This window comes from Pseudomonas sp. R19M, from assembly GCF_050312585.1.
In the GTDB taxonomy this organism is placed as follows: domain Bacteria; phylum Pseudomonadota; class Gammaproteobacteria; order Pseudomonadales; family Pseudomonadaceae; genus Aquipseudomonas; species Aquipseudomonas palleroniana.
In genome coordinates, this window is sequence record NZ_JBNPJV010000074.1 from 1 (window position 1) to 21803 (window position 21803).

Below are 21803 nucleotides of genomic sequence, written 5' to 3' on the forward strand. Positions count from 1 at the left end.
GCCGCCCTAAACCGGCCACCGCGTTCTTCCAGGAAGAGCTCAGGCGCCTGGTTTTGGGGCGGCTGCGCCACCCAGCGCGGGGCAAGCCCGCTCACTACAGAGGTGTTCAAGGTTTTTTCGGGCGCAGTACCAGCCACAACGCCCCGGCGATCAATATTCCACCATACAGATGCGCCATCGACAGCGGCTCATCCAGCAACAATGCGCCCCACAAAACCCCGAACGGCGGAATCATGAAGGTCACGGTCATCGATTTTACCGGCCCAATGGACGACAGCAGGCGGAAGTACAGGATGTAGGCGAACGCCGTACACACCAACCCCAACCCGAGCAGCGACAACCACACCTGCCAACCACCCCAACTGGCCGGGGGATGGCTGATTGCGCTGTAGGCGAATAGGGGCAGGAGAAACAGCGTAGCCCCCAGCATGCTGCCCAACGCGGCGAGCCGGCTGTCCAACCCGCCACGCTGATCCAGCCAGCGCCGCGCCAGGAAACCGGCAAAACCATAGCAAGTCGTCGCCAGCAGGCAGGCCAGCGCGCCCATCAACAATTGCAGGTCAAACGCCACCGGCCCGGCGCGTGTCAGCACGCCCACGCCCAGCAGACCCAGGCTGACACCGGCGATTTTTGCCGACGTCAGCCGTTCGCTGAAGAACAGCCCGCCGATCAGCACGCCCATCAGCGGCGTGGTGGCATTGAAGATCGCCGAGTAGCCCGCCGGCAAGACCTGGGCCGCCACCGAGTACATCGTCGCGGGAATCCCCGAGTTGATCACACCCAGCAGCAGCACGGTTTTGAACTTGCCCTGGAAGTCCCAGTTGACGCGCATGATCGTCAGGATCACCAGCAAGCCGGCGGCGGCGATCGACACGCGAAAGAACGCGGTCGGCACGGTGCCGATTTCCGGCGCGATGATGCGCATGAACAGGAAGCTGGCCCCCCAGATGGCAGCCAGCCCCAATAGGTACAAGGTGTCGAGGGGTCTCACGAAATACTCCTACATCAATAAGGCGGCGAGTGTTGCATGACCCGGTGACGGATTACAGGACAAACCGCGTGACCAGGCCATTGAGGTCCACAGCCAGGCGAGACAGCTCATGGCTGGCCGCCGAGGTCTGGGTGGCACCGGCGGCGGTCTGGGTGGACAGGTCGCGAATGTTGACCAGGCTGCGGTCCACATCGCGGGCAACCAGCGCCTGCTGCTCGGCGGCACTGGCGATCACCAGGTTGCGCTGGCTGATCTGTGAAATGGCGGCGGTGATTTTCTCCAGCGCGCTGCCGGCACTGTTGGCTCGCTGCAAGGTCTGGCCCGCGTGTTCGGCGCTGCTGTTGAGGGCGTCGACGGTGTTCTGAGTGCCTTGCTGGATGCCGTTGATCATCTGTTCGATTTCTTCGGTGGAGTCCTGGGTGCGCTGCGCCAGGGAGCGTACTTCATCGGCCACCACGGCGAACCCGCGCCCGGCCTCACCGGCACGCGCCGCTTCGATGGCGGCATTGAGCGCCAGCAGGTTGGTCTGCGCGGCGATACCGCGGATGACTTCCAGCACCTTGCTGATGTCTTGCGCCTGTACCGCGAGGCCCTCGGCTTTGGTCGAGGCACCGAGCACTTCGTCGACCAGGTTCTGGATCGAGCTGATGGTTTCGCTGATCTGGTAATGACCGTGCTTGCTGTCTTCGTCCGACGCCTTGGAGGCCTCGGCGCTGGACACCGCATTGCCGGCCACTTCGTCCACGGCAGTGCTCATTTCAGTGACGGCGGTGGCGGCCTGTTCGATCTCGTCGTTCTGCGCCTGCAGGCCACGCGTGCTCTGTTCCATCACCGAACTCATCTCTTCGGCCGCCGAGGCCAGCTGTTGCGCCGATTCGCTGATGCCACGGATAGTGCCCTGCAACTGCGCCTGCATGGTGGCCAGGGCCGCCAGCAGTTGGGCGGGCTCGTCCTTGCCGCTGACGCTGATCGGTTGGCTCAAGTTGCCGCCGGCGATTCTGCGTGCCACGGTCAGCGCCTGGGCGAGCGGGGCGGTGATGCTACGGGTCAGCAGCCACGCCAGCAGCAAGGTGGCGATCAATGCGCACAGGATGATCAGGCCGACAATCCACTGCGCGCTGAAATAGGTCTGCGCGGAGGCGTTCACTGCGGCTTCCACGCCGTTCTGGTTGAAGGTAATCATGTCCTCCAGGCTCTTGCCGAGGATCAGGCCCTGTGGTGCGAGACGACTGTTGAGCAGGTCAATGGCATCCTGTTGCTGATCCTTGTCGACCAGGGCGACGATCTGTGCGACGAGCGTCAGATAAGTATTTACGTTGTCTTCGAGCTGCTTGAGCATGCCGCGCTCTTCGTCGTCGCTGAGCAGGGCCTTGTGATGGTCCAGCAGGGTTTGCAGCTCGGCGCGCTGGCGCGTGATCAGGGCTTTGCTGTTGTCGCGGATGCGTGATTCGTCGGTGGTCGCCAGGCGCAGGGCCTCCAGGCGAATACTGGCCACCAGGGCCGCGCTGTCGTGAATGTTCTCGATGCTGGGCATCCACGACGCTTCGATGACCTGCGCGCTTTGTCGCAACTTGGCCATCTGGCCCAGGCCGAACATCCCGACAATCACCAGCAAGCCGGCCAGTACCCCAAAACTCAGACTGGCACGTAGACCGATCCGCATATTCCTCAATGACATCTCAACGCTCCTTGGGTGATTAGTACCTGTTCCCGGATCGGTCTTCTGACCTTGTTAGGGTGGGAGAAGGGGGGCGCTGTATATCAAAGTGCCATCAATGTAGTAATCAGGGTTTCCCTTACGCTGTATCACCACCCTTGCCGGGACTTTCATCTGCGAAGCCGGGTTGTTTTTGCAGCGCACAAACCTCAGGCACCGCCGTTGCTGGCTCACAGCGCGGAGGGCGCGGCTGCGCCAAGTGCATTTATTGACTGCTTGGTCGAGTTATAAAAATTGAAAATAAATGTACAAAACCACTAAGGCTGTACAGCGAGGTTGGAAAAATCATCCTTCTCCTGCCACGGTTCACTGGCTAAGCTCAGGTTTCCCTGACGCCGCTTGAGGTTTTCCGCATGTCGCAGCACGCCCTCGCAATTGCCCGGATGATCCTGGATGGCTTCGACGATTACCGTGAGCACTTCCGCCGAATCACCGATGGTGCCCGCGAGCGTTTCGAAAAGGCTCAATGGCAGCAAGGCCAGGCGGCGTCGGCGGCGCGTATCAACCTGTATGAAGAGAAAGTCGGCGAAGTCACCGCGCGCCTGCGGGCCGGTTTCCCGGCAGCGGTGCTGCTGGAGGTCGATCAGTGGCCCTTGGTCAAGAGCGCGTATATCGGCCTGATCGACCTGCGCTTCGATGATGAGCTGTCGGAGACCTGGTACAACTCGATCTTCTGCGGCCTGTTCAGCCATGACCTGATCAGCGACGGCTGTATGTTCATTCACACCACGCGGCCGAGCCTGCGACGGGCGCGTGCGGCGCAAACGCGGTTGTACACGCCGGATGGCAAGGTGGCCGAGATGCTGGCGCAGATCTTTGCCGACTACAGCTTCAGCGAACCTTACGCCGACCTGCCCGCCGACCTGCGCCGCCTGGAAGCCCAACTGCGGGAAAACCTGCCGGACTGGGTGTGCAAAGACCCGGACCTGAGCGTCGAGCTGTTTTCCTCGGTGCTCTACCGCAATAAAGGCGCTTATCTGGTCGGCCGTCTCTACACGCACGACGAGCAGTGGCCGCTGGTGATTCCATTGCTGCACCGCGAAGGGCGCGGTATTCAGATCGATGCGCTGATCACCGACGAGGCCGAAGTCTCGATCATCTTCTCGTTCACCCGCTCATACTTCATGGTTGATGTGCCGGTGCCCGCCGAGTTCATCGGCTTTCTCAAGCGCATCCTGCCCGGCAAACATATCGCCGAGCTGTACACGTCGATCGGCTTCTACAAACACGGCAAGTCGGAGTTCTATCGTGCGCTGATCAACCATCTGGCCAGCACCGATGACCGCTTCATCATGGCTCCCGGCGTGCGCGGCATGGTCATGAGTGTGTTTACCCTGCCGGGCTTCAACACCGTGTTCAAGATTATCAAGGACCGTTTTTCACCCTCGAAAAACGTCAACCGCGCCACGGTGATCGAGAAGTACCGCCTGGTCAAAAGCGTCGACCGGGTCGGGCGCATGGCCGATACCCAGGAGTTTGCCGACTTCCGGTTCCCCCTGAACAAGTTCGAGCCCGACTGCCTGGCCGAGCTGCTGGAAGTCGCGGCCGGCACTGTCGAAGTGGAAGGCGACACGGTGCTCATCCGCCACTGCTGGACCGAGCGACGCATGACCCCGCTCAACCTCTACCTCGACAACGCCAACCCGGCGCAGGTGCGTGAAGCCCTGGAAGACTACGGCCTGGCGATCAAGCAACTGGCGGCGGCGAATATCTTTCCCGGCGACATGCTGCTGAAGAACTTCGGCGTCACCCGCCACGGTCGCGTGGTGTTCTACGACTACGATGAAATCTGTTTTCTCACCGAAGCCAACTTCCGCCACATCCCGCCGCCGCGTACCCCCGAGGATGAAATGGCCTCGGAGCCCTGGTATTCGATCGGCCCGCTGGATGTCTTCCCCGAAGAGTTTCCGCCGTTCCTGTTTGCCGACGCCGCCCAGCGCAAGCTGTTCGATGAGTTGCACGGCGAGCTGTACAACGCCGATTACTGGAAGGGGCTGCAGGAAGCGATTCGAGCCGGCAAGGTCATTGATGTATTCCCGTATCGCCGCAAAGAGCGCGAGAACGAATGAGGGGCGCGCGCGTGGGTGGTTTTCTGCGACAATCCGCCCCCTGCATAAATAGATGACCCAAACGCACCTGATGACTGACCAAGCACCCACGATCGATCAACTGCTCAAGACCCTCGACCACGCCATGCTCGCCGACCGCCACCGCTTGCGGCGGCAGTTGCTTGAATTGCGCAAGAAGCCTGACGAGGAAAAGCTGGCGCAGTGGGTGGCGCGGATGCAGGCGTCCTGTGCCCAGGTCACGGCGCGGCGGGCCGGCCTGCCGGTGATTCGCTACGACGACAGCCTGCCGATTGCCGCCAAGCGCGATGAGATCAAAGCTGCACTGAACAAGCATCAGGTGCTGATCATTGCCGGTGAAACCGGCTCGGGTAAAACCACCCAGCTACCGAAGATCTGCCTGGAAATCGGTCGTGGCCAATTCGGCCTGATCGGTCATACCCAGCCGCGTCGCATCGCCGCGCGCAGCGTGGCCACCCGCGTCGCCGAAGAGTTGGGCACGCCATTGGGGGCATTGGTCGGCTATCAAGTACGCTTTGAAGACCAGAGCGATTCCAACACCCTGATCAAACTGATGACCGACGGCATCCTGCTGGCGGAAACCCAGAACGACCGCTACCTCGAACGCTACGACACGATCATCGTCGATGAAGCCCACGAGCGCAGCCTGAACATCGACTTCCTGCTCGGCTACCTGAAAACCCTGCTGCCGCGCCGCCCCGACCTCAAGGTGATCATCACCTCGGCGACCATCGACCTGGAGCGCTTTTCCAAGCACTTCGACGATGCGCCGATTGTCGAGGTTTCGGGCCGTACCTTCCCGGTGGAAACCTGGTATCGCCCGCTGACCCTGGAACAGGACGAGGAGGGCAACCGCGTCGAGGACGACTTGACCGTCGACCAGGCGATCCTCGCCACCCTCGATGAAATCGCCGCCTATGAACGCAGCGAGCGGCGCAGCCCAGGCGACGTCCTGGTGTTCCTGCCGGGTGAACGCGAGATTCGCGATGCCGCCGAGATGCTGCGCAAGGCCCAGCTCAAGCACACCGAAATCCTGCCGTTGTATGCGCGCCTGTCACCGGCCGAGCAGCAGCGGATTTTCCAGTCGCACCCAGGGCGGCGCGTGGTGCTGGCGACCAACGTTGCGGAAACCTCGCTGACGGTGCCGGGCATTCGTTATGTGATCGACAGCGGCACTGCGCGCATCAGCCGTTACAGCTACCGCGCCAAGGTACAGCGCCTGCCGATCGAAGCGATTTCCCAAGCCAGCGCTAACCAGCGTAAAGGCCGTTGCGGCCGGGTCGAGCCGGGCATTTGCGTACGCTTGTACAGCGAAGAAGACTTTATGGCGCGTCCGGAATTTACCGACCCGGAAATCCTGCGCACGAACCTCGCCGCCGTGATCCTGCAGATGCTGCACCTGCGCCTGGGCGAGATCACCGACTTCCCGTTTATCGAACCGCCGGACGGCAAGGCCATCAGCGACGGTTTCAATCTGCTGCAAGAGCTTTCGGCGGTAGACCGCAATAGCCAGCTCACGCCGTTGGGCCGCCAGTTGGCGCGTTTGCCGGTGGACCCACGCATGGGGCGCATGCTGCTTGAAGCCGCCAAGCTTGGCAGCTTGCAGGAAGTGCTGATCGTCGCCAGCGCAATGTCGATCCAGGACCCGCGCGAACGCCCACCGGAGCGCCAACAGGCGGCCGACCAGGCGCACGCACAGTGGAAGGATGCCGATTCCGACTTCGCCGGGTTGGTCAATCTGTGGCGCGGCTTCGAAGAGCAGCGCCAGGCGCTGACCGCCAGCCCGCTGCGCAACTGGTGTCGCAAGAACTTCCTCAATTACCTGCGCCTGCGTGAATGGCGCGATTCCCATCGCCAGTTGAGCCTGATCTGCCGCGACATGCAGCTGGCCATCAACCAGGCCCCGGCGGACTACCCGAAGCTGCACAAGGCGGTGCTGTCCGGCCTGCTCAGCCAGATTGGCCAGAAGACCGAAGACGGCGACTACCTCGGTGCGCGTCAGCGGCGTTTCTGGATTCACCCGTCCTCGGGCATCGGCAAAAAGCGCCCGCAATGGTTGATGACCGCCGAACTGGTGGAAACCACCAAGCTGTATGCACGCATGGTGGCGAAGATCGACGCCGACTGGATCGAGCCGCTGGCCGGGCATTTGATCAAGAAAAACCACTTTGAGCCGCATTGGGAGAAGAAGCGTGGCCAGGTAGTGGCATTTGAGCAGATCACCCTGTTCGGGTTGATCGTGGTCGGACGCCGGCCGGTGCATTACGGGCCGATCGACCCCGTGGTGTCGCGCGAGCTGTTTATCCGCGAAGGCCTGGTGCGTGGGGAAATCCAGTCCCGTGCCAAGTGCCTGGCGGCCAACCAGCAGTTGCTGGAGCAGCTCGACGAACTGGAAGCCAAGGCCCGCCGCCGCGATATCCTGGCCGATGAAGAAACCCTCTACGCCTTCTATGACGCACGCCTGCCGGCGGAGATCCACCAGACCGCGACCTTCGACAGCTGGTACAAGGTCAACAGCCAGAAAAACCCGCAACTGCTGATCATGCGCGAAGAAGACGTGCTGGCACGCGAAGCCAGTGAAGTCACCGCCGCGCATTACCCGGATACCCTGCACCTGGGCGACCTGGCCCTGACGTTGAGTTACCACTTCGAGCCCAACCATCCGCGTGACGGCGTGACCCTACGCGTGCCAGCACCGCTGCTGCCGGCGCTGCCGCCGGAGCGTCTGGAGTGGCTGGTGCCGGGGCTGATCGAAGCCAAATGCGTTGCCCTGGTGCGTAATTTGCCCAAGGCACTGCGCAAGAACTTCGTGCCGGTGCCGGATTTCGTCAAGGCGGCGCTGCAGCGCATCGAATTTGGCCAGGGTTCATTGCCCCAGGCGCTGGGGCACGAATTGCTGCGCATGACCGGCGCACGGGTCAGCGATGAGGCTTGGGCGCAGGCGGCTCAGCAGGTGGAAAACCACTTGAAGATGAACCTCGAAGTGGTCGATGGCCAGGGCAAGTTCCTGGGTGAAGGCCGCGATCTGGCGGAGTTGACCGCCCGCTTTGCACAAGCCAGCCAAGCCGCCTTGGCCGTGCCGCAAACTGCAAAAAGCCAGCAACCGGTGCAGGCCAAGGTGTTTGCGGCGGTGGCCGAGAAAACCCAGCAAAACATCGCCGGCCTGTCGATGACCGTCTACCCGGCGCTGGTGGAGGACAATGGCACCGTCAAGGAAGGGCGTTTCTCCACCGCTGCCGAGGCCGAGTTCCAGCACCGCCGTGCTTTGCAGCGCCTGCTGATGCAGCAATTGGCGGAACCGGCAAAATTCCTGCGCGCAAAATTACCCGGGCTGACCGAGCTGGGTTTGATGTACCGCGAATTGGGGCGCATTGACGCGTTGGTGGAAGACATTCTGCTGGCCAGCCTCGATACCTGCGTGCTGGAAGGTGAAGCCAGCCTGCCCCGTGATGGGGCGGGCTTGGCCGCCTTGGCCGAACGCAAGCGCGGCCATTGGACCGAACATGCCGAACGCCTGGCGCGCCTGACCCTGGAAGTGCTCAAGCTCTGGCACGGTTTGCAGAAACGCTTCAAAGGCAAGATCGACCTGGCCCAGGCCGTGGCGTTGAACGATATCAAGCAGCAACTGAGCCAATTGGTGTATCCCGGTTTTGTCCGGGAAACCCCGGCGCAGTGGTTCAAGGAATTGCCGCGTTTTCTCAAGGCCATCGAGTTGCGCCTGGAGAAATTGCCGAGCCAGGTGCAAAAGGACCGGGTGTGGAGCGGCGAGTTGGCAGGCTTGTGGACCCAGTACGAAAACCGCCTGAAAAAACACGCCCAGGAAGGTAAGCGCGACCCGCAACTGGAGCTTTATCGTTGGTGGTTGGAAGAGTACAGGGTGTCGTTGTTTGCCCAGCAGTTGGGCACTAAAGTGCCAATTTCCGACAAGCGCCTGAGCAAGCAGTGGAGCCAGGTGGAGCCCTGATTCTGACGTGGGTCGGGCTGGCTCACTTGCACATTAAAACGGTGCTTGTCTGGGACGTGGCGCCAAATCCCGGCATTTGTGGCAAACTTCGCCGCTATAAATGCCGGGATCGTCGCACAGAGCTGCGGCGCGATGGAATAAAGCGTTGCCAGTCTGATGTCCGCCGCGCGGAATCGGACTACTTACAGTTTGGTACGACGGTACCAATATCTTCTGCCTGACAGATTTAGAGGAACGACCGTGCATAACGTCGTCATCAGCGGCACTGGCCTGTACACCCCGGCCAACAGCATCTCCAACGAAGAGCTGGTGCAGTCTTTCAATGCCTACGTGCAACAGTTCAACAGCGACAATGCCGCTGCTATCGAGCGCGGTGAAGTGCAGGCGTTGACCGAGTCCAGCGCGGCGTTCATTGAAAAGGCGTCAGGCATCAAGAGCCGCTTCGTGATGGACAAGGAGGGCATCCTTGATCCGCAGCGCATGGCCCCGCGCTTGCCCGAGCGCTCCAATGACGAGTGGTCGGTGCTCTGCCAGATGGCGGTCGGCGCCGCCGAACAGGCCCTCAAGCGCGCAGGCAAGACTGCCGCCGACATCGACGGTGTGATCGTTGCCTGTTCCAATCTGCAGCGTGCCTACCCGGCCATCGCCATCGAAGTCCAGAGCGCACTGGGCATCGAAGGTTTCGGTTTCGACATGAACGTGGCGTGTTCCTCGGCCACCTTCGGCATCCAGAACGCCGCCAACAGCATTCAGTTGGGCCAGGCGCGGGCGATCCTGATGGTCAACCCGGAAGTGTGCACCGGCCACCTGAACTTCCGTGACCGTGACAGCCACTTCATTTTTGGTGATGCGGCCACTGCCGTCGTGCTTGAGCGCGCTGACCTTGCGACCTCCGAGCATCAGTTCGAGGTGGTGAGCACCAAGCTGTTGACCCAGTTCTCCAATAATATTCGCAACAACTTCGGCTTTCTCAACCGCGCGGCGGAAGAGGGCATCGGCGCGCCCGACAAGCTTTTCGTGCAGGAAGGTCGCAAGGTGTTCCGCGATGTCTGCCCGATGGTTGCCGAATTGATCAGCACCCACCTGGCGCAGAACCAGTTGAATGTCACCGACGTGAAGCGCTTCTGGCTGCATCAGGCCAACCTGAGCATGAACCACCTGATCGTGAAGAAACTGTTGGGCCGCGAAGCCACGGTGGAAGAGGCCCCGGTCATTCTCGATACCTACGCCAACACCAGTTCGGCGGGTTCGGTGATTGCGTTCCATACTTACCAGGACGACCTGCCCAAGGGCTCCGTGGCGGTGCTCAGCTCGTTTGGCGCTGGGTATTCCATCGGCAGCGTGATCCTGCGCAAGCGATAAACATCGAGGTCTTGAATGGCGGCAGCGGACGACGCGCACCTGCTTGAACGACTGCTCAAGGGCGAGCAGCGGGCCTACAAGGACATGGTCACCACCTACCAGAGCGCGATGCGGGCGGTGGCCTATGCCATCGTCGGCCAGCGCCACGCCGACGAGGTGGTGCAGGACGCCTGGTTGTCGGTGGTGCGCAACCTGGCCAAGTTCGAAGGGCGCTCCAGCCTCAAGACCTGGTTGCTGACCATCACCGCCAACGCCGCCAAAGGCCGCTACAAACAGAACCGTCGTGAAGTCTTGCTCGACGATTTGCCTTCGCCCCACGGCACCATCGGTGATGATCGCTTCGTACCCGACGACGGCCATTGGGCTGTCGCCCCCTACGCCTGGCACCAGGACACCCCGGAAGCCTTGCTGACCGAGGACGAGCTGCGTGAATGCCTGGAGCATACGATTCTGAGTCTGTCGGAGTTACAAAGTAGCGTGCTGGTGCTGCGTGAACGCCAGGGCCTGGAATTGGAAGAAATCTGTAATCTTCTGACGCTCTCGCTCTCCAATGTCCGTGTGCTGTTGCATCGAGCGCGGCTTAAAGTCTTCGCCACGGTGGAGCATTTTGAGGAAACGGGCGAATGTTGACGTGTAAAGAACAAGTGGCGCGGTCCAGTGACTACCTCGATGGGCAATTGACCTTTCGCGAGCGTTTGCTGGTGCGTCATCACCTGATGTTCTGCCCCAACTGCCGGCGATTTATCCGTCAGATGCGCTTGTTGCAGGCGACGTTGAAGATCATGCCGCAAGCCCCGGTCAAGGATGCCGATGCGTTGGCTGAGCGACTGGCTGCCGAGCGGCGCCAGATCATTAAAGGCGGGTAAAGACAGGCTTGCGTAGGGAGTCGAACGGATGAGGGGCGACCCACCCACGCAAGGCTGTTGAAACCACCTCGGGCCGTCCTGGCCCAAGGCTTGTTACACACACATTTAGAACTTGGCTTCAGCATCCAACTGCAGGGTGTTGGTGTTGGCATCACGCTGGGTGCGGCTGGCGTAGTCGGCCTTGGTCAGGAAATACGTAGCGCCGAGGGCGAAGTTCTTGTCGATGTCGTAGCTGACCTTGAACTTGTGACCGCGTGAACCGGTGGTGCCGTTGGCGAAGTCCGAGTCGGTGAAAGCGCCAACGACCGCGTCACGTTGGGTATCGCGGTAGTTGTAGTCCAGGTTGAAACCGAACACTTTGGATTTGGCACCCAGCAACCAGGCGGTGTCCTGATCGGTCACGGCATCGTTGTTTTTCACGTACTGACCATAAAACGCCAGAGGCACGGCCAGGCCGCCGATATCGGCTTGGGCAAAGCCTTCGTACAGGCGGAACTGGTTGTCGGGCGAGTTGCCGTTGACCGCCAGTGCGCAAGGCGTGGTGGTTGTGGTGCAGCGGCTGTCTTTATCGTTCTGGTAGGCGTAAACGCTGCCGCCCAGGGTCATTTTCAGGTTGTCCGTGACCGAGAAGCGCGTGCCCAGCTGGCCGGATGTCAGGCGCAGGTCGTGGCGGAACTGCACGCCGTCGCCGTCAACGTTGTCCTTGAGGTTGTAGTTGCCGATGCTGCCGAACAGTTCGGCGCTGCTACCCAGTGGGTACTTGTAGGTCAGGGCCAGACCTTCCGGGTTGATGTCGCTATCCCAGATCACGTCGCCCATGTTCACCCAGGGTTGGAGCATCTTGCCGCCGATCACGTGCAAGTTCTTGATCTGGTCCGGGTGGTAGTCGATGTAGCCGAGGTCCAGCCAGATCGACTTCTTGTCGAAGTAGTTGTCCTGGTCCTGGTTGGTGGAGCGGGCATCGTCGTTGCTGCCCGTGGCGATTCGGATGCCGGTGTCCACTTGCGAGTTGATTTCGGTGTAGGCGCCCAGGCGTGCGCGAATACGTTGGCGGTCTTTGTCACGGCCGCCGTTGTTGGATTCGCCTTGGATCTTCACGGTTTCCTGACGGAAACGCACGTCACCCTTGAGTTGGGTGCGCGCGGCCCAGGCCAGCTTCTGGTCGAAAACGCTGAGGTCGTTGGTTTTTTTCGCGGTGGCCGCGATCTGCTCGTTGGTCTCTTGTTGAGCTTGCTGTGCGATCTGCTTTTCTTTCTGGTCTTTGGCCAATTCCGCTTGCAGTTCAGTGTACTGCGCCGCAGTGATCTGGCCGTTGGCCTTGAGCATGTCGAGCAATTTAGCGTCGACTGCAGCGCTGGCTGGAATGCTCAGGGCCATCAGCAGGCCGCCGCACAGGACCGCCGCAGTTTTAGTGGAAGCAAGACGCATATCAATCTCCGAAAGTGAGGAGGGATGGCAAACCATCTAGGACACAACCGACCGATGACGGACGGAAAATAGCCGCCTTATAGAACCAGGCGCTCTAAAAAACAGGCGTCAGTATTGCGATCGTTTATGACGAGGTAGTGGCGAAGTGATTTCATCTGCATGACAAATTATTTAAGAATGGAACTAATTGTTTCGAGATTTGTCCTTGCGGTTTCGAGGTGTGCCCCGCGCTGTGATAGGCGATACTCGCCAGGCTTTTACGCCCAACACCCGCGAGGACGCCGATGCCGCTGCAACGTCTGGACAGCTTGTCCGAAATTGCCCCAAATGCCTGGGACGCCTTGGTGCCGCATGCTCAGCCCTTCGTGCGGCATGCATTTCTAAGTGCGTTGGAGGACAGCGCCAGCCTGGGCGCGCAGTCGGGTTGGCAGCCTGAGCACTTGCTGCACTGGGAAGGTGATCGCTTGGTGGCGGCCTTGCCCAGTTACCGCAAGTGGCACTCCTATGGCGAGTACGTGTTCGATCATGGCTGGGCGGACGCCTGTGAGCGCGCCGGTATCGACTATTACCCCAAGCTGTTGACGGCGGTGCCGTTCAGCCCGGTGAGCGGGCCAAGGTTGTTGGCAGCGAATGCCGAGGACGGTTTTGAATTGCTCAAAAGCCTGCCGGGCTACCTGGAAGTTGAAGGGCTTTCCAGTGCGCATATCAACTTCACCGACCCACTGGCCGACAGCGCACTGGCCCGGCAAGAGGGCTGGTTGCAGCGCCTGGGCTGTCAGTTCCATTGGCAGAACCGGGGTTATCGCGACTTTCAGGACTTCCTCGATGCCCTCAGTTCACGCAAGCGCAAACAGATGCGAAAAGAGCGTGAGCAAGTGGCGGGGCAGGGGATCGATTTCGAATGGCTGCAAGGCCACGAACTGAGCGAGGCCCAGTGGGACTTTGTCTATGCCTGCTACGCCAATACCTACGCCGTGCGCCGTCAATCCCCCTATTTGACCCGCGCCTTTTTCAGCCTGCTGGCCGAGCGCATGCCCGAGGCGATCCGCGTGGTGTTGGCCAGGCAAGGGGCGCGTCCGGTGGCCATGGCTTTCAGCTTGATCGGTGGCGATAGCTTCTATGGTCGCTATTGGGGTTGCCTGGCGGAGTTCGATCGTCTGCATTTCGAGACATGTTTCTACCAGGGCATGGACTACGCGATCGCCAACGGCTTGCAGCGTTTCGACGCCGGTGCCCAGGGCGAGCACAAGTTGATACGCGGGTTCGAACCGGTGATAACCCGTTCATGGCACTACCTGCGCCATCCGGGTTTGAAGCACGCCGTGGAGGATTTCCTGGCGCGTGAGCGGGTGGGAGTGCTGGCGTATGCCGAAGAGGCGAGGGCAGCTTTGCCTTATCGGCAGGGCTGAACCATCGGTCAGGCAATACTTCCAAGACGCTGGTACGTCGCTATTCTGTATGTACAAAAGTAAATACAGGGCGTGCCATGCTTTTTGAGTGGGATGAATCCAAGAATAAAGCCAATATATTGAAGCACGGCATCGATTTTAATGACGTTCCGGATATCTTCAGTCATCCAATGCTGGCCTTGCGCGATGATCGAGCGGATTATGGTGAGGAGCGTTGGGTCAGTATTGGCTGGATCAAATTGTTAATGGGTGTAGTCGTATACACCGAACGGTGTGGTGATGTGATCCGTATCATCTCCGCCCGAAAAGCAACCAAGAAGGAGGCCAAATACTATGACGCAAACATCGAAAACTGATTGGGAGCGCTTGGCCAAGATGAATGATGACGAAATTGACACCAGCGATATTCCGGAGCTCGACGCCGACTTTTTCCGGCGTGCCGAATTGCGTGTCCCGGTGAAACAGACGGTCACGATTCGACTTGATGCTGATGTACTGGAGTGGTTTAAAGGCCAGGGTACCGGGTATCAGACGCGAATCAATCAGCTCTTGCGTCAGTACATGCAGGCCCACCAAGGATGATGTGATTCACGGCAGCCCTGCCTTATCGGCAGGGCTGAACTCCTTTGCTTCAGGCCGTCTCTTCTTTGCCCAGCCAGCGATAAACCACACCGCCGACGATTGCACCGAGGATCGGCGCGAGCCAGAACATCCACAGCTGCTGGATCGCCCACCCGCCGACAATCAATGCCGGGCCGGTACTGCGGGCCGGGTTGACCGAGGTGTTGGTGACGGGGATCGAGATCAGGTGGATCAGGGTCAAGGCCAGGCCAATGGCTATGGGTGCCAGGCCCGCAGGGGCACGGCGGTCGGTGGCGCCGAGGATGATCAGCACAAACATCGCCGTCATCACCAGTTCGGTGACAAAGCCTGCCGCCATCGAGTATCCACCGGGTGAGTGCTCGCCATAACCATTGGAAGCCAGGCCGCCGGCCAGTTCAAAACCCGGTTTGCCACTGGCAATGAAGTACAGCAGTGCCGCGGCGACGATGCCGCCGATGACTTGGGCCACGATGTACGCCGGTAATTCCCTGGCCGGAAACCTTCCGCCCACGACCAACCCCACCGATACTGCCGGGTTGAGGTGACAACCGCTGATATGACCGATAGCAAAGGCCATGGTCAGCACCGTGAGCCCGAATGCCAGGGCCACACCGAGCAGACCGATCCCGACGTTGGGGAACGCTGCGGCCAACACCGCACTCCCGCAGCCACCCAGTACCAGCCAAAACGTGCCCAATCCTTCCGTAACGGAACGTTTCAACAAAGTAGACATGAACACTTCCTTAGTAGATTGCTCTATCTAGTTAACGGGTAGGTGATGCTTCCTTGCAGTGTTACGTCAGGGCCATCCTGGTTCCTGCTTGTAGTACAGCAGGATTGTGGCCCATCACCCGTTCGATAGAGAAAACTGTCAGAATTGTTCGGATTTGGTGGCGCAGTCATGACCCTCCGATGTCAGTCGATGCCTACAAAGCCCCCCGTCTGGTGCTGCCACAACCGCGCATACAGTCCGCCATGGGCCAGCAATTGGGCATGGCTGCCACTTTCAGCAATCCGGCCTTTCTCCAGCACCACCAACCTGTCCATTCGCGCAATAGTCGACAGCCGGTGCGCAATCGCAATCACCGTCTTGCCCTGCATCAGGGTTTCCAGGCTTTCCTGAATCGCCGCCTCGACTTCCGAGTCCAGTGCCGAAGTCGCTTCATCCATGATCAGAATCGGCGCGTCTTTAAGCAGCACGCGGGCAATCGCAATGCGTTGACGCTGCCCGCCGGACAGCTTCACGCCGCGTTCCCCCACATGCGCGTCCAGCCCGGTGCGGCCTTCGGCATCCGACAGCAATGGGATGAACTCATCGGCGCGGGCCTTGTGCACGGCGGCCCAGAGCTCTTCATCGGTAGCATCCGGCTTGCCATACAACAGGTTGTCGCGGATCGAACGGTGCAGCAGCGAGGTGTCCTGGGTGATCATGCCAATCTGTTCGCGCAGGGTTTCCTGGGCCACCTCGGCGATGTTCTGGCCATCGATCAGGATGCGCCCGCCTTGCAGGTCGTAAAGGCGCAGCAGCAAGTTGACCAGGGTCGACTTGCCGGCACCCGAGGGGCCGATCAGGCCGATTTTTTCCCCGGCCTGGATGTTCAGGTCCAGGCCGCTAATGATCCCGCTCTTTTTGCCGTAGTGAAAATCCACCTGTTCAAAACGCACTTCACCGTGGGGCACGCTCAGGCGTGGAGCGTTGTCGCGGTCGGTCACCGCCAGCGGTTGGGCGATGGTTTTCAGGCCGTCCTGCACCATGCCGATGTTTTCGAAAATGCCATTGACCACCCACATGATCCAGCCGGACATGTTGACGATGCGAATCACCAGGCCGGTCGCCAACGCAATTGCGCCCACGGAAATCAGCGACTGGGTCCACAACCACAGGGCCAGGCCGGTGGTGGTGACGATCAACAGGCCGTTCATGGTGGTGATCACCACGTCCATGCTGGTCACCACACGGCTGGCCAGCTGGGTCTTTTCGGTCTGCTCGATGATCGCTTCCTTGGCATATTCCTGTTCGAAATGGGTGTGCGCAAACAGCTTCAAGGTGGTGATGTTGGTGTAGCCGTCGACGATACGGCCCATCAGTTTGGAGCGCGCCTCGGAGGAAATCACCGAACGTTCCTTCACCCGTGGCACGAAATAGCGCAGTGCCAGGCTGTAGCAGACGATCCAGGTCACAAGCGGAATCATCAGGCGCCAATCAGCCTCGGCAAACAGCACCAGGGAGCTGATGGCGTAGATCGCTACGTGCCAGATCGCATCCACCGCCGCCACGGCGGAGTCGCGCAGGGAGTTGCCGGTTTGCATGATGCGCTGGGCGATGCGCCCCGCGAAGTCGTTCTGGAAGAAGTTCAAGCTCTGCTTGAGCACGTAGCTGTGGTTCTGCCAACGGATCAGGCTGGTCATGCCCGGGCTGATGGTCTGGTGTACCAGCAGGTCATGCAAGGCGCCGAAAATCGGGCGCAGCAGCAGCGCGACCACGGCCATCCAGATCAGCTCGGCGCTGTGAATCTGGAAGAAGTCGGCGGGCGGGGTGCCTTGGGCCAGGTCGATGATGCGGCTCAGGTAGCTGAACAGCGCGACTTCAATCAGCGCACCGATCAGGCCCACCACCAGCAAGGCGACGAAATGCGGCCACACCTGGCGCAGGTAGTAGAGGTAGAAGGGAAGGACTTTATCGGGAGGGGCCGCGCTGGGTGCGTCGCGGAAGATATCGATCAGTTGTTCAAAGCGACGATAGAGCATTAAGTTTGACGCCCGCCGTGCGGGCTCTCCTTTCAAAGGTACGCGCGGCCTTGTGGGCCGCGCGCGAAGCGGCCTGCCGGCCTCAGTCGATGCGCTTGGCCGACTTGATCACGACAGGATCGATTGGCACGTTCTGCATGCCTTGCTTGGTGGTGGTCTGGGAGTTGACGATGATGTCGACGACGTCCATGCCCTTGACGACTTTGGCGAACACGGCATAACCGGCGTCACGACCCGGGTCGAGGAAGGCATTGTCGGCCACGTTGATGAAGAATTGGCTGGTGGCCGAGTTCGGGTCATTGGTACGCGCCATGGACAAGGTGCCGCGTACGTTATGCAGGCCATTGCTGGCTTCGTTCTTGATCGGTGCGTCGGTGGGCTTCTGCGACATCTGCGCGGTGAACCCGCCGCCCTGGACCATGAAGCCCGGGATCACACGGTGGAAAATCGTGTTGGTGTAGAAACCTTTATCGACGTAGGCCAGGAAATTCTTGGTGCTGATCGGCGCCTTGACCGGGTCCAGTTCGATCTCGATCTGGCCGTTGGTGGTATCGATCAGCACGTGAGGCGCCTTGGCGGGTTCGGCGGCCATCAGGTTGGCTGCGAACAGAACGGAGCCGGTAAAGAAGGCGATTTTTTTCAACATGGGTCAGTGATCCTGGGTAGTGGTTTCGACAGTCTTCAGAAAATCGAGCAAGGTCGCGTTAAAGACTTCGGGTTGGTCCAACGGCGTGGCATGGCGGGAATCCTCGATCACCACCAGACGCGCATCGGGCAGCAGTTTTACATAGTTTTCTTTATGCGCCACGGGGGTGTAGTCGTGGTCGGCGCTGATGACCAGGGTTGGACAGGTAATCCTGGAAAGTTGTTCCTGTACGCCCCAGCCCACAATCGCGTCGAAGCTGGCGAGATAAGCACGTTTGTCATTTTTTGCCCAGCGCTCGGCCATCTTGCGGCGCAGGTCGGCCTGGTGCGGTTTGGGGAACAGCCGGTCGCCGAGCGCCTTGCCGATGGTCGCGAGGCTGAGCAGGCGCGCCAGGCTCCAGCGTTTGGCCCATTGCCAATAATCATCGACACTGCGCACCTTGACCTCGGGTGCGCTGTTGACGATGCACAGGCTCCTGACCCGGCCGGGTTCGTCCACTGCCAGCTGGAAGGCAATCATACCGCCCATGGACAGGCCGACCACATGAGCGGGTGGCAGGTCCAGGTGTTCGATCAGGGCGATCAGGTCGAAGGTGAAGCCTGCAATGCTGTAGCGCTCCCGGGGTTTGTCGGAACGCCCGTGACCGCGTACATCCACCACGATCAGGCGGTAATGCCTGGCCAGCACCGGGACCTGCAATTCCCAGTCCTGGCTGCTGGAGCCCAGGCCGTGGATCAGGATCAGCGGTGCGCCGTGACCATATTCCTCGTAGTGCAGGCTGCAGCCTTCGTGGTCGAACCAGGGCATGCATAAACTCCGTTTCAGGCTTGTCGTGGGGCGGCGAAAGGCGCATCCAGAGGGGCGGTGTCAAAGGTGCGCAGCAGTTCCACGAGGATCTGCGTGGCCGGCCCCAGGGGTTTGTCCTTGTTTGAGTAAAGGTAGAACGTGGGGTTGCGGCTGCCGCCTTTTTCCAAGGGTAGCTGCTTGAGCAGGCCGTCCCTGAGTTCACGTTCGATCAGGTGTCGGGGCAGCCAGGCGAAGCCCAGGCCGCTGCTGACGAATGTGGCGGCAGTGGACAGGCTGCCGACGGTCCAGCGCTGTTCGGCACCGAGCCAGCCGACATCCCGCGGCTGCTGCCGTCCGGAATCGCGGATCACCACCTGCATCTGGCTTTCCAGGTCGTGGAAGCTCAGTTCGCGGTTCATGCGGTGCAGCGTGTGTTCGGGATGGGCCACGGCCACAAACTCCACATCGCTCATTTCCGTGCCCAGGTAACCGGGGATGCTGAAGCCGCAAATCGCCAGGTCGGCCACGCCTTCAATCAGCAGTTCTTCAACACCCGACAGTACCTCTTCGCGCAGGCGCACGCGGCAACCGCGGCTCTGCGGCATAAAGGCGGAGAGGGCGCGCACCAGACGCGCATTGGGGTAAGCCGCATCGACCACCAAGCGCACTTCCGCTTCCCAGCCTTGTTCCATATGGTGGGCGAGGTCTTCCAGCTGGCTGGCGTTTTTCACCAGTTGCCGCGAGCGGCGCAACAGCACCTCACCGGCGTCGGTGAGCACTGCCTTGCGCCCGTCGATGCGCAGCAATGGCACCCCGAGTTGATCTTGCATACGCGCCACGGTGTAGCTCACCGAGGACTGCGAACGGTGCAGCGCTTCAGCCGCCTGGGCGAAGCCGCCATGGTCGACCACGGCTTGCAGCGTGCGCCATTGATCGAGGGTAACGCGGGGCGCTTTCAAGATGAGCTCCTCTTGTCCTAAGCTGGCAACCTTTATGGAGACTGCCGAATGAGAAAATTCTGTTGTGTGTGGCTGGCGCTGTTGCCGATGAGCGCGTTTGCCTACCCGATCGACGTGACTAAGAAGATCGACGGTGTGAGCGTGGATTACACCGCGTCCGATGTGGACGGCGACATCAGTTCGATCCAGTTGAATAACTACGGCACGAATGACGCCGTCTGTTCGGTAACCTTTACCAACGGCCCGGAATCTCCACGTCGTCGTACGGTTACGGTGCTGGCGGGTAAAAGCACCAACACGACGGTCAAGTTCAACCGCGCCATTATCAAAATGCGTATCGCCCTGGCCTGCGCTCCCAAATGAGGCGACAGCGGAGCCTGCGCTTAGCAATACTCCGCTTATTAACAAATTTCTAGATGGGTTATAGCAGTTTTTTGCGCTTTTTTATCGAATGGGCGTTGTTTAATCTTTTCTCCATCGACTTACAGCAAGTACAGATGGAGCCTACATAGCCATGTCCAATGTTCTGATCATCGAAAGCAGTGCCCGCCAGCAGGATTCGATTTCCCGCCAACTGACTCAGCAATTCATCAGCCAATGGCAAGCCGCGCATCCGGCGGATCAGATCAGCGTGCGAGACGTGGCGCTCAACCCGGTTCCGCACCTGGACGCCAATCTGCTGGGCGGCTGGATGAAACCGGTCGAGCAACGCAGCGCCATTGAACAGGCGTCCCTGGACCGCTCCAACGAATTGACCGACGAATTGCTCGCCGCCGATGTGCTGGTGATGGCTGCGCCGATGTACAACTTCGCCATCCCCAGTACGCTCAAAGCCTGGCTGGACCACGTGTTGCGCGCCGGTGTGACCTTCAAGTACACCGCCACCGGGCCCCAGGGCTTGCTGACGGGTAAACGTGCCATCGTGCTCACTGCGCGGGGCGGCATTCATACCGGCGCGACATCTGATCACCAGGAACCGTATTTGCGCCAGGTCATGGCCTTCATCGGGATTCACGACGTGACGTTCATTCACGCTGAAGGGGTGAACCTGAGCGGTGACTTCCAGGAAAAAGGCATCAACCACGCCAAGGCGTTGCTGGCCCAAGTTGCTTGATCCGTTAATCGTCAGATAATCGCGCGGTGTTTATCTAGCTCCACGCCAACCCTTCAAGTACGCGTATCGAACCTCCCTTTGCACTTTTTGCTCCTGAGTGCTCCTGCCCGACTGCCGCTATAGCGAGGTCGGGCTTTTTTTTGCGTCGAGTTTCGTGCCGCGCCGAAAACCTTTAATGTCCCGCCCATTCGAAACGAGGCGCGCATGGGTTATCTACTGGTTGTCACTCTGATTCAGGCATTTTCCTTCAGCTTGATCGGCGAATACCTCGCCGGCCACGTCGACAGTTACTTCGCCGTGCTGGTGCGCGTGCTGTTGGCCGGGCTGGTCTTCATCCCGCTGACCCGCTGGCGCTCGGTGGCACCCGCGTTCATGCGCGGCATGCTGATCATCGGCGCATTGCAGTTCGGCGTCACGTACGTGTGCCTGTACCTGAGCTTTCGCGTGCTTACGGTGCCCGAGGTGCTGCTGTTCACCATCCTCACGCCGTTGCACGTGACCCTGATCGAAGACGCCCTCAACCGGCGCTTCAACCCCTGGGCGCTGATTGCCGCATTGGTGGCGGTGGGCGGCGCAGCGGTGATCCGCTTCGATCAGATCACGCCGAATTTCTTCATGGGCTTTTTGCTGCTCCAACTGGCCAATTTCACCTATGCCGCCGGGCAGGTGATGTACAAGCATCTGGTGGCTCGCTACCCGAGTGATCAGCCGCATTATCGGCGCTTCGGTTATTTCTACCTGGGTGCGCTGCTGGTGGTGTTGCCGGCGTTCTTGCTGTTCGGCAAGGCCAACTTCCTGCCCGAAGCGCCGCTGCAGTGGGGCGTGCTGTTATTTCTCGGCTTGGTCAGCACCGCGCTGGGCATGTACTGGTGGAACAAGGGCGCCTGCCTGGTCAATGGCGGCACCCTGGCGGTGGTGAATAACCTGCATGTGCCGGTGGGCCTGCTGCTCAACCTGCTGATCTGGAACCAGCACGAACCGCTGGGCCGTCTGGCCCTGGGCGGCTTGGTGATTCTGGGGGCGGTGTGGATCAGCCGGTTGGGTGTGCGTAAACATCAGCTGGCTGCAGACTGATCTCATTCTGGGTGTGTATTCGCTGAATTTTTTCTCGACATTGATCTGA

The 21803-nt window shown here is 60.3% G+C and carries 19 protein-coding genes; 11 read left to right on the plus strand and 8 right to left on the minus strand.

All coding sequences use genetic code 11. From position 1 onward, the window contains the following. Positions 1 to 106: 106 nt before the first annotated feature. Positions 107 to 991: a DMT family transporter gene (locus ACQRBT_RS15705; RefSeq protein ID WP_090369391.1), complete on the minus strand. Its 885-nt coding sequence runs from the start codon at positions 989 to 991 to the stop codon at positions 107 to 109. A gap of 52 nt (positions 992 to 1043) precedes the next feature. Continuing rightward, the gene (locus ACQRBT_RS15710) at positions 1044 to 2669 is read right to left on the minus strand and encodes a methyl-accepting chemotaxis protein (RefSeq protein WP_412047127.1); all 1626 of its coding nucleotides are present in this window, start codon (positions 2667 to 2669) and stop codon (positions 1044 to 1046) included. A gap of 392 nt (positions 2670 to 3061) precedes the next feature. Between ACQRBT_RS15710 and aceK the strand changes: the two genes are divergently transcribed. The 5 genes from aceK (at position 3062) to ACQRBT_RS15735 (ending at position 10987) form a co-directional block, all read left to right on the plus strand. Further along, positions 3062 to 4777, plus strand: a complete 1716-nt coding sequence (gene aceK, locus ACQRBT_RS15715; RefSeq protein ID WP_412047128.1) for a bifunctional isocitrate dehydrogenase kinase/phosphatase — start codon at positions 3062 to 3064, stop codon at positions 4775 to 4777. 70 nt (positions 4778 to 4847) lie between these two features. After that, complete coding sequence (gene hrpA / locus ACQRBT_RS15720) at positions 4848 to 8759, plus strand: ATP-dependent RNA helicase HrpA (RefSeq protein WP_412047129.1); 3912 nt, start codon at positions 4848 to 4850, stop codon at positions 8757 to 8759. A 240-nt stretch (positions 8760 to 8999) separates the two neighbouring features. Further along, a complete protein-coding gene (locus tag ACQRBT_RS15725) occupies positions 9000 to 10121 on the plus strand; it encodes a beta-ketoacyl-ACP synthase III (protein ID WP_060756140.1) in 1122 nt (373 codons plus the stop codon). A gap of 15 nt (positions 10122 to 10136) precedes the next feature. After that, positions 10137 to 10751, plus strand: a complete 615-nt coding sequence (locus ACQRBT_RS15730; RefSeq protein WP_060756139.1) for an RNA polymerase sigma factor — start codon at positions 10137 to 10139, stop codon at positions 10749 to 10751. After that, on the plus strand, positions 10745 to 10987 hold the full coding sequence (locus ACQRBT_RS15735) for an anti-sigma factor family protein (protein WP_060756138.1): 243 nt from the start codon (positions 10745 to 10747) through the stop codon (positions 10985 to 10987). The genes ACQRBT_RS15730 and ACQRBT_RS15735 overlap by 7 nt, the downstream gene beginning before the upstream one ends. 105 nt (positions 10988 to 11092) lie before the next feature. Here ACQRBT_RS15735 and ACQRBT_RS15740 read toward each other — a convergent pair whose 3' ends face one another. Further along, entirely contained in the window at positions 11093 to 12415 is a 1323-nt protein-coding gene (locus ACQRBT_RS15740; RefSeq protein ID WP_060756137.1) for a putative porin, read from the minus strand. A gap of 284 nt (positions 12416 to 12699) precedes the next feature. Here ACQRBT_RS15740 and ACQRBT_RS15745 point away from each other — a divergent pair, with 284 nt between their 5' ends. The 3 genes from ACQRBT_RS15745 (at position 12700) to ACQRBT_RS15755 (ending at position 14406) form a co-directional block, all read left to right on the plus strand. Continuing rightward, on the plus strand, positions 12700 to 13824 hold the full coding sequence (locus ACQRBT_RS15745) for a GNAT family N-acetyltransferase (protein WP_412047130.1): 1125 nt from the start codon (positions 12700 to 12702) through the stop codon (positions 13822 to 13824). 77 nt (positions 13825 to 13901) lie between these two features. Further along, positions 13902 to 14180, plus strand: coding sequence for a BrnT family toxin (locus tag ACQRBT_RS15750; RefSeq protein ID WP_104994474.1), 279 nt, complete (start codon positions 13902 to 13904; stop codon positions 14178 to 14180). Continuing rightward, positions 14158 to 14406, plus strand: coding sequence for a BrnA antitoxin family protein (locus tag ACQRBT_RS15755; RefSeq protein WP_060756134.1), 249 nt, complete (start codon positions 14158 to 14160; stop codon positions 14404 to 14406). Before ACQRBT_RS15750 ends, ACQRBT_RS15755 begins: the two co-directional genes overlap by 23 nt. A 49-nt stretch (positions 14407 to 14455) precedes the next feature. Here ACQRBT_RS15755 and aqpZ read toward each other — a convergent pair whose 3' ends face one another. From aqpZ to ACQRBT_RS15780, 5 genes are all read right to left on the minus strand, one after another. Next, the gene (gene aqpZ, locus ACQRBT_RS15760; RefSeq protein ID WP_060756133.1) at positions 14456 to 15160 is read right to left on the minus strand and encodes an aquaporin Z; all 705 of its coding nucleotides are present in this window, start codon (positions 15158 to 15160) and stop codon (positions 14456 to 14458) included. A 182-nt stretch (positions 15161 to 15342) separates the two neighbouring features. Further along, complete coding sequence (locus ACQRBT_RS15765) at positions 15343 to 17175, minus strand: ABC transporter ATP-binding protein (protein WP_412047131.1); 1833 nt, start codon at positions 17173 to 17175, stop codon at positions 15343 to 15345. 82 nt (positions 17176 to 17257) lie between these two features. Continuing rightward, entirely contained in the window at positions 17258 to 17821 is a 564-nt protein-coding gene (locus ACQRBT_RS15770) for a peptidylprolyl isomerase (RefSeq protein ID WP_060756131.1), read from the minus strand. 3 nt (positions 17822 to 17824) lie between these two features. After that, positions 17825 to 18628, minus strand: a complete 804-nt coding sequence (locus ACQRBT_RS15775; protein ID WP_090369402.1) for an alpha/beta fold hydrolase — start codon at positions 18626 to 18628, stop codon at positions 17825 to 17827. Positions 18629 to 18642: 14 nt separating this feature from the next. Further along, the gene (locus ACQRBT_RS15780; RefSeq protein ID WP_412047132.1) at positions 18643 to 19566 is read right to left on the minus strand and encodes a LysR family transcriptional regulator; all 924 of its coding nucleotides are present in this window, start codon (positions 19564 to 19566) and stop codon (positions 18643 to 18645) included. A 48-nt stretch (positions 19567 to 19614) separates the two neighbouring features. Between ACQRBT_RS15780 and ACQRBT_RS15785 the strand changes: the two genes are divergently transcribed. The 3 genes from ACQRBT_RS15785 to ACQRBT_RS15795 all read left to right on the plus strand — a co-directional run bounded on the left by ACQRBT_RS15785 (position 19615) and on the right by ACQRBT_RS15795 (position 21754). Next, entirely contained in the window at positions 19615 to 19929 is a 315-nt protein-coding gene (locus ACQRBT_RS15785) for a 3-phosphoglycerate kinase (protein WP_244385325.1), read from the plus strand. 151 nt (positions 19930 to 20080) lie between these two features. Continuing rightward, positions 20081 to 20680 carry an FMN-dependent NADH-azoreductase gene (locus ACQRBT_RS15790; RefSeq protein ID WP_060756127.1) on the plus strand — a complete coding sequence of 200 codons (600 nt, stop codon included), beginning with the start codon at positions 20081 to 20083 and terminating at the stop codon, positions 20678 to 20680. 204 nt (positions 20681 to 20884) lie between these two features. Next, complete coding sequence (locus ACQRBT_RS15795) at positions 20885 to 21754, plus strand: carboxylate/amino acid/amine transporter (RefSeq protein ID WP_412047133.1); 870 nt, start codon at positions 20885 to 20887, stop codon at positions 21752 to 21754. Positions 21755 to 21803 lie beyond the last annotated feature (49 nt).